General features: G+C 52.2%; 10 protein-coding genes and 1 pseudogene. 8 read left to right on the top strand and 3 right to left on the bottom strand.

The annotated features are described in order from the left end of the window. The first annotated feature begins 783 nt into the window (after nucleotides 1–783). Nucleotides 784–2208, top strand: coding sequence for a phosphoglucomutase/phosphomannomutase family protein (locus tag HFM78_RS00675; RefSeq protein ID WP_287127487.1), 1425 nt, complete (start codon nucleotides 784–786; stop codon nucleotides 2206–2208). 11 nt (nucleotides 2209–2219) lie between these two features. On the opposite strand, the gene ribD is transcribed toward HFM78_RS00675, so the two are convergent. Continuing rightward, nucleotides 2220–3305, bottom strand: coding sequence for a bifunctional diaminohydroxyphosphoribosylaminopyrimidine deaminase/5-amino-6-(5-phosphoribosylamino)uracil reductase RibD (gene ribD / locus HFM78_RS00670; RefSeq protein ID WP_287127486.1), 1086 nt, complete (start codon nucleotides 3303–3305; stop codon nucleotides 2220–2222). Between the two features lie 103 nt (nucleotides 3306–3408). On the opposite strand from ribD, the gene HFM78_RS00665 reads away from it, so the two are divergent. Next, entirely contained in the window at nucleotides 3409–3651 is a 243-nt protein-coding gene (locus tag HFM78_RS00665) for a hypothetical protein (RefSeq protein WP_287127485.1), read from the top strand. Between the two features lies 1 nt (nucleotide 3652). Here HFM78_RS00665 and petG read toward each other — a convergent pair whose 3' ends face one another. Further along, nucleotides 3653–3766, bottom strand: a complete 114-nt coding sequence (gene petG, locus HFM78_RS00660) for a cytochrome b6-f complex subunit V (RefSeq protein WP_287127484.1) — start codon at nucleotides 3764–3766, stop codon at nucleotides 3653–3655. A 91-nt stretch (nucleotides 3767–3857) separates the two neighbouring features. Here petG and ychF point away from each other — a divergent pair, with 91 nt between their 5' ends. After that, complete coding sequence (gene ychF / locus HFM78_RS00655; RefSeq protein WP_287127483.1) at nucleotides 3858–4949, top strand: redox-regulated ATPase YchF; 1092 nt, start codon at nucleotides 3858–3860, stop codon at nucleotides 4947–4949. A gap of 11 nt (nucleotides 4950–4960) precedes the next feature. Continuing rightward, a complete protein-coding gene (locus tag HFM78_RS00650) occupies nucleotides 4961–5191 on the top strand; it encodes a hypothetical protein (protein WP_287127482.1) in 231 nt (76 codons plus the stop codon). A gap of 742 nt (nucleotides 5192–5933) precedes the next feature. Here the strand turns inward: HFM78_RS00650 and HFM78_RS00645 are convergent. Continuing rightward, nucleotides 5934–6218, bottom strand: coding sequence for a MerR family transcriptional regulator (locus tag HFM78_RS00645; protein WP_287127481.1), 285 nt, complete (start codon nucleotides 6216–6218; stop codon nucleotides 5934–5936). An 82-nt stretch (nucleotides 6219–6300) separates the two neighbouring features. Here HFM78_RS00645 and HFM78_RS00640 point away from each other — a divergent pair, with 82 nt between their 5' ends. From HFM78_RS00640 to HFM78_RS00625, 4 genes and pseudogenes are all read left to right on the top strand, one after another. Continuing rightward, nucleotides 6301–6552, top strand: coding sequence for a hypothetical protein (locus HFM78_RS00640; RefSeq protein WP_287127480.1), 252 nt, complete (start codon nucleotides 6301–6303; stop codon nucleotides 6550–6552). Nucleotides 6553–6562: 10 nt separating this feature from the next. Then, nucleotides 6563–6916, top strand: a complete 354-nt coding sequence (locus HFM78_RS00635; RefSeq protein WP_287127479.1) for a hypothetical protein — start codon at nucleotides 6563–6565, stop codon at nucleotides 6914–6916. Between the two features lie 554 nt (nucleotides 6917–7470). Next, nucleotides 7471–7713 (top strand): hypothetical protein, encoded by a 243-nt coding sequence (locus HFM78_RS00630; RefSeq protein WP_287127478.1) that lies wholly within the window; start codon nucleotides 7471–7473, stop codon nucleotides 7711–7713. A gap of 229 nt (nucleotides 7714–7942) precedes the next feature. After that, nucleotides 7943–8191 (top strand): annotated as a pseudogene (locus HFM78_RS00625) (hypothetical protein); the annotation flags it as partial.

The raw sequence follows: 8191 nt of genomic DNA, 5'->3' as shown, positions 1-8191 counted from the left end.
GTTGAGCACCATGACTCTTTTTACCATTTCTGTAGGGTTGCTATAGAATTTTTTTCTCTCCCTTTTCCAAGAGATAATTTTATTTTTTGTAAGTTTTGTATAGGAAGTGTCAATGAAAACCTAATAAGCTGACACGTGTTTAATTTGCACTTTCAAGCTCTGGAGCATTCATACAGTCGGTTTTTAGCTGGAAAATTGAATGCTAATCAGCTTAGTTTCTTCGAGAGCGTAGAGAAGAAAGCTCGGCTCATTGGCGAATGCTGGGCTTGCGAGAAAACTTCTAATTAGACTATCGAGGTCAGTCAGAAGCGTTTCTGGAGATTGCCAAAGATGCCAAAAGCAACGGGCGGCTTGCTTGCGAACTTCCTCATTAGCGTTATTACCTAAAAAAGTTGATGGCCTAATTAGAGAAGTTTTGTAGTCCGTGAGGCTTAGAGCTTGGTCAATGATGTTTTTTGCTCAGTAGACGAGGCTCAAAGCTGCGTGAATGAGGTTTTTTGCTTAAGGCAGCTCTAAGTATTCGGCTTGATGTTCCGTGACGGGGACCTGACCGATATAACTTTACATCTGTCGGGTTCGCCCTTACGTTGTGTCTGTTGTTTCTGCAATAAAAAAACGGCTAAGTCAGGATTGAGATGCGCCCTGGTCTCTCCTCCCGCGTCGCCAACCACATCAATTTCCCGGACTACGAGGCCGGGGTGATTTGAACGTTTAGGCCGGTCCACTGACCGGGTTTTTTGTCGGACACAGTGGCAAAATGGAGACGTTGTTAGCAGGTGTCCTATGGCAACCCAGACGGGCGGGCAGATTGTTTTTGGGACTGATGGTTGGCGCGGCATCATTGCCGAGGATTTTACCTTTGCCAACGTGCGCCGGGTGACCAGGGCGATTGCCCAATATCTCCAGGGTGCCTATGCCCAGGACCGTCCCGTTTTGATTGCCTACGATACCCGCTTTGCTGCCGATGCCTTTGCCCAGAGTGCCGCTGAGGTCTTGGCGAGTCTGGGTTGGCAGGTCTTGGTGGTGGACCGCGACTGCCCCACCCCGGTCATTGCTTACCACGCCCAGCACCGCCAATCGGCGGGGGCACTGATGTTTACGGCGAGCCACAACCCCGCGCCCTACTGCGGGATTAAGTACATTCCCGACTACGCCGGACCCGCCACCCCCGAAATTACCGATGCCATCGTGGCGAATATTGCGGGTGCGAGTGACGAAAAACCCGCGAGTTTCCCCGCTGAGGCCATCCAACGCTTTGACCCCAAGCCCGAATATCTGAGCTATATCCTCGAAAAATTGGACCGCGACCGCATCCGGGCGGCGGGTTTGACCGTGGTTTACGACGCGCTTTACAGCACTTCACGGGGCTATCTGGATACTTGTCTTTCGCAACTCAACATCCAACTCACCAGCCTCCACACCTACCGGGATGTCCTCTTCGGCGGCGGGATGCCCGAGCCCAAGGGTGAATATCTCGCCGAACTGATGTCTGAAGTCGTCACCCGCAAAGCCGCGATTGGACTTGCCACAGATGGCGATTCTGACCGTTTTGGGGTGGTGGATGAGAACGGGCATATGCTCACGCCCAATACGGTCCTCTTGGTCCTGGCGCGGCATTTATTCAAAAATAAACACCAGCAAGGGGCCATCGTCCGCACTGTTGCCACTACCCATCTCCTCGATAATCTGGCTCTCCAATACGGCCTAGAACTGATTGAGACGGCGGTGGGTTTCAAGTATGTGGGTCAAAAAATGCGCGAGATCCCGGTCTTGATTGGTGGTGAAGAGTCTGGGGGGCTGAGTGTCCTGGGTCATATCCCCGAAAAAGACGGGGTTCTCGCTGACCTACTGATGGTCGAACTCATTGCCACCGAGGGCAAGCCCCTCAGCCAGATTGTGACCGAGACGATTGCTGAGGCGGGCGGCCCCGTCTACACCCGCCGCCTAGATCTACACCTGACCCAGACGCACAAAGAAGCGGTTTTGGCCCATTACCACGCCACTGCTCCCACCAGCGTCGCCGGGATCGGAGTGAAACAAGCAGGCCGCAAGGACGGACTCAAGCTCTACCTCGAAGACGGCTCCTGGGTCCTAATCCGCCCCTCCGGGACCGAACCTTTGGTGCGCGTCTATCTAGAGGCCCCCACCGCCGAGAAACTCAACACTCTGGCGACCGCCATGGGGACCGCGATTGATGAACTAGCCTGAGGCCCGCCACTCTAAGCACTTGAGCTGAGCACGCCTTCAATTAAAATATCCGCTCCGACCTGAGATACCCGTACCCCTTCTAAAGGTAGAGCCTCGCGCATCCAGGTGACTCCCACGCCGCCTAGCGGACTTGGTGCCTGGGTACCGCCAATCAGTTTCGGACTGATGAAACAGAGGACCTGTTGAATTGACCCGTCGTGCAGGGCTTGGGCTGCCAAGTTCCCGCCGCATTCCCACAGCACACTGAGCAGTCCGCGCTGACCCAACACGGTCAACACGGCATTGGGTGTGACTTGCGCTAAAACCTGGACTTCTACGCCCTGACTGACTAAAAACTCCGCCATGGCCCGGTCGTGGTTAGGTCCCGTAAAAACCAAGGTCGGCGCGATGGCGGTCTGCCAGAGTCGGGCGGTGTGGGGAAGATCCAGGGTCCGTGTCAGGACAACACGGAGGGGGTTACGGCCCTCCGGTAGGCGACAGGTCAACCGGGGATTATCGCGGCGGACAGTCTGCCCCCCGACAATGACTGCATCCACCTGATTACGCAGCATTTGGACCTGGGCGCGGGCGGGCTCGCCACTGACCCAAAAACTATCCCCAGTCACCGTAGCAAGCTTGCCATCAAGGGTCATGGCGTATTTCCAGACTCCCCAGGGCCGCCCGGTGGTGATGAAGTGCGTGAAAGCGCGATTGAGGTCCCGGCATTCCTGCTCTAGGACCCCCGTAGTTACGTCTAGACCCGCTGCTTGGAGCGCGACTAAACCCCGGCCCTGCACTAATGGATTCGGGTCTACCATTCCCACCACTACTCGCGTCACCCCACTCTGGCGGATGCTCTGAGTACAGGGCGGGGTCCGGCCCTGATGATGGCAGGGTTCGAGATTGACGTAGAGCGTTGCCCCCTGGGCGCGGACCCCGGCTTGATGGAGGGCGAAAACTTCGGCGTGGGGCTGACCGGCCCGGGGATGGAAACCCACGCCTACCACTTCAGCCGCTTGCACTACCACAGCCCCCACCAGCGGGTTAGGAGCCGTGCATCCGGCTCCCCGCTGGGCCAAGGTCAGACAGTGCCGCATCCATTCAGCATCAGTGTTCATGAGTGTTTCTACTTATTTAGCAGTAAACTAAGCCGGTAGCATCACATAGGGAACGTAGTAGGTAGAGTCGTCACAATGAAAGATACCTATCGTTACTCACACCATGCATCAAAAAATCTCGGAAATCATTGCTGAAACCGCTGCTGAACTATGTTGGCAGCAGTACCAGCAACGGCAGCGTATACCCCAAATAAATAACATCTTAGAAGAACTTCTGAGAGATTGTGAACTACAAACGACTTCTGAATCCGCTTTTGAACAGTTGGCTTACAGTACCCGACAGCATTTCCAGAATCGTCTTTTGCAGAGTCGCAGTAAACTTTACGGGTCCGAAAAACTGGGTTAGTCTAGCCGCCCAAGGGACTATCGCGCTTGTATTGCAACCAAGCTGCCACGAATAAGCCCGCTAGGGTAATTACCACCAAACCCACCACAATGCCGAGCAAAATTGGTTCAACCATCGTTTTTTCTCTTGCGTCCTTCGAATTATAGCCCAGCGACGACGGGGGACCGTACCCGGCATAATGGACAAAATGCCAATACGGGGATGTTATGTTACAAGCCGGAATCGTCGGCCTGCCCAACGTGGGTAAATCTACCCTCTTCAATGCCTTGGTCGAAAATGCCAAGGCCGAGGCCGCTAATTTCCCCTTCTGTACAATTGAGCCCAACGTGGGTTCAGTGGCCGTGCCCGATGAGCGGATGGCGGTGCTCCAGAAGATTGTCAAAACCACCGTGGTCATCCCGACACGGATTGAGTTTGTGGATATTGCCGGACTGGTCAAGGGTGCGAGTCAGGGGGAGGGCTTGGGGAATAAGTTCTTGGCCCATATCCGAGAAGTGGACGCAATTATCCATGTCGTCCGTTGTTTTGAGGACCCAGATATCATCCACGTCGAGGGCAATATCAACCCACCCCGCGACATTGAAGTTATCAACCTGGAACTGATCCTCTCAGACCTCGGACAGGTGGAGCGCAGGGTCGCTAAGGTGGTCAAACCCGCTAAGACTGACAAAACCTACCAGATGGAACTTGTGGCCCTCGAACGGCTGACAACGGCTCTCAATGAAGGTAAACCCGCCCGGTTGGTGCCCTTGAACGATGAGGAGCGGTTGGCGATTGCCCCCCTGGGTCTGTTGAGTGGGAAGCCCGTCATCTACGCCGCCAACGTTAGTGAAGGAGACCTCGCCACCGGGAACGCCGCCGTCGAACAGGTGCGTCAAGTCGCCCAGGGCGAGGGGGCCGGGGTCGTTATCGTCTCCGCCCAGGTGGAATCGGAATTGGTCCAGTTACCCGCTGCGGACCGCGCTGACTATTTAGCTTCCTTGGGCATCACCGAGGGCGGGTTGACCAGCCTAGTCCGGGCCACCTATGCCATCCTCAAACTCCGCACCTATTTCACGGCGGGCGAAAAAGAAGTCCGGGCTTGGACGATTACCGAGGGTATGCGTGCGCCCCAGGCTGCCGGGGTAATTCATTCGGATTTTGAGCGGGGCTTCATTCGGGCGGAGACTGTGGCCTATCAGGACTTGGTGGACCACGGTTCTCAAGCCGCTGCCCGTGAAAAAGGGTTAGTTCGCTCGGAAGGAAAGGAATACTTAGTCCAAGATGGCGACGTATTACACTTTCGCTTCAACGTCTAGGTGGAGGCTCGATGAAGTACACCTGCCCCAATTGCAAAAAGCCCCTGGCTAACCGCGCTCGCCCCAAATGTCTCTACTGTGATAAACCCGTCCCCGCCGAGCTACTTTTTTCACCCATTGAGCGGCGGACCCGTGAACAGAAACTAAGCCAGGAGCGGCAACAGTACGAACTCCACGACCGCCAGATTAGCCAACTCAAGGAGACTACGGCTAAACGCTGGTGGCAGTTCTGGCGTAGTTAGAAGCCCTCTCGCTTTTAAAGGTAATTTTGGTATGGCAACCGCCGTGCTCACCCTTTTCCCGTCACAAAACATTAGGTCGGGCCGGACTAATGGCCTGTGCAGCACCATGATTCCACAGTGTTAATCTCAGGGGATGAGTGACAGAACGCCGTCCCTTTGATACCACCCTCCAGGGACTAGCTGCCCTCTACAGTCATCACTTCCTCGCTTGGCTATGCGGTACCGATGTGGTCTGGTTGCAGTCCCTTGACAACCCAATACTCTCTGAGTTATTTTCATCCCAGATAGCATATAAAAATCTTGAAAACCGCTTCACAAGCTACTCTCAAGGTTTTTATATGCAACTCCCCTACGTTTAAGAGCGTCCTACGGGTGCCTTACAGGGTAGAGCTTGAGGGGAAAGTCTTGTCAAAATATAGGCGATGCTTCCGTAATCGCCGCCACCGACCAACAAAAACTAACGGAGTCTGCTCATGGTTGCCTGTGCCGTATATCCTTACACATTGGGTGTTATCCAACGGGTAGGGGTACTTGGGTGCAGTCTAATCACTTGTTCGACCGCTTCGTTTCAATTGGTTGGACATTGTTTGTAAGCGCAAATCGTAACATCGCTTTGAGCTTTTTATTGAGGCGAGAGTTACAAGGCTTCATCATCTACAATGTCCCTTGCTTCATCTTGTCCAGTTTAGTCGCCAAGTAAATCTTGATGTTGTTCAATTGCTGAATTTTCTCATTCACTTGTTCAATTTTGCCTTGCATGATGTGAATTTTCTCGTCTTGGGAAAGCTCTCCATTCTGCCATGCAATCAATCTCTTGATTGATCTCGGAGAGGGTAAAACCTAAAGCTTTTGCTTGGGTAATTAGGATAAGACGATCGATCGCGTCATTGTCATATTCTTTGTAGCCATTTTCTGGATTCCGTTGAAATGGAGTCACGAGTCCGACTTTCTCGTAGAAACGAATCGTGTCTCTTGAAAGCCCAGTTTTTTGAGCAAGTTCACCAATCAGCATAGTGTCTGGATCCATATTGCTAAAGAACCCTTGACACTGGAGTATACTCCAGGGTTTATCCTTTGTCAAGGATTGTGATTTTCCTTCAGGAGGAATTATGAAGCTACGGATGTGGATTTTGACTGCTCTAACAGTTGGACTTGTAGCGAGTAGTGCCATTGCGGCTACGGCTCGTCCAAAGATGCGTTCTACTCAAGTCGTTCAAGCCGCGAGCGAGCGATTTGAACGCATGGATTTTCAAGGACTTGAACAACTCTTGGCAGCGAATGCCCGCTTTGACAATATGTTTGCTTTGCCGAATACACCGGGAACATTTCAGGGGCGGGATGCAGTGATTGCGAATTACTAGGAGTAGACCCGTGATTAACTTAGCTCGTTTTTTTGCACTTTTGATTGGTGGACTAACGCTTGTGTGGCAAGGATGGGAAGTCATTAGTGGCAGACTATTCAATCAGTTCTTGGCAGCGGACATCATTCTAGGCATTTTTATGATTATTGCTGCTGTGCTGCCAAACCGTTTTAACTCCGCACTTGCAATGCTGGCTGCATATGCTTATTCATGTGGAGTTTTCATGGTTGCCACAACAGGTGCGTTACTACTATCTAAGTACGATTTTGGTGCGTTCACGACGACTTTGGGACTAATCCCATGCAGCATCTTTGTAGTCTTACTCAACCGTTGGTTAGTTCAAAAAGTCTCAAAGCCTGTCTAAGCCTTTGCAAAATCGGTCGAACAATTCAGTGGAGCGGTCGGTTTGAATTCTTTTAGTACAGCGTTTTGGTTCTTTTGCCGCCGCTCACCTTCACCGTTATAAGGTTTTCGCTTGATTAGAGTGTTTAAGGTTCACGTCCTGGCTTCCCGTCCAAAAACGAACTCCTGCGCATACACTAACCATCCAAAAGGAAACCTTATAACCAATTGCGCGTTCGGCTGCACGCTACTGGTCTAGGGTCTGTCCCTTCGAGGCCAGTTTGGCGATAAAGAGAGACACACTCTCAGGATCGCTAGGTGGAGGCCCGTACTTGCCGCAAAAGTCCAGATAGAAGCGCACCCACTTCCGTTACTCTGCCCAGCACGCTTGGAGTGGGATCGTTTGCAGAAGGGTCAACAATACTATAAAACAGCTGCGAGACCCCATACGCTCACCTGCCGAAACGGATTCATCGGATTTGTCACAAGTAGTACGACTAGCCATCCTGACCTGCATATTTCTGAGGACTCATAGCTAGAATACCTTGTACTTTTGACAAACTGGAGCGAAATATCATGGCATTACAGTTACTCAAACTAGGTATGGTTAAAAAATCCAAGAGTAAATTGGCTCCTACTGCTACTAAGGTAACCGCCGTTATTACCGCTGTTTTGATAATGCTCGGAATGGGTATATCGGTTGATGCAGCAAGCATGACTTATAAGAACGTCTCGACCGGTTGCTGTCTAGACAGTAACACTGAGGGCAAGGTCTACACCCTTCCCTGCAACGGCGGCAATTTCCAGAACTGGAATTAGTACTCTAAGTGCGTAGGGCAATCGTGATTGAGAGGGGATCAATCGTAAGGAAGTTTAGAGGAGACAATTGGCGAGTGGCACGTCTAACAATCCTGTTGGAGCGGACGGGCGAGAAGCCTTTACTGTTTTTCAAAGGCTACTTGTTGCCGCTCAACAGGAACGTTAGACGCAAAAAGTATAGAGATTACTGGGGCACGATCAATCTAGCCACCTGTGTTACAACAAAGACATGGTTTTATCTACGACACCCACAATTCAGTATCCAACGGGGGACGGACAGCCCGTGGCTGAAAGCTATGTTCATTTCTGGGCCATTGCCACTATCGCCCAAGTGCTTACGCAATACCTGGAAACGCAACCGACCTCGGAACCTAAGCCGCGCTACCGCGAACAACCAGGAACCGTGCTTGCCAATCAATTCTTGTACTATGCCCAGGGCTATCCCCGGTTACGGGTTGCTCCCGATGTGATGGTGATT

Source organism: Candidatus Cyanaurora vandensis (assembly GCF_013285555.1).
GTDB classification, from domain to species: Bacteria; Cyanobacteriota; Cyanobacteriia; order Gloeobacterales; family Anthocerotibacteraceae; genus Cyanaurora; species Cyanaurora vandensis.
Note: the sequence above shows the minus strand (reverse complement) of the source record. Positions and strands in the feature narration are given on the sequence as shown.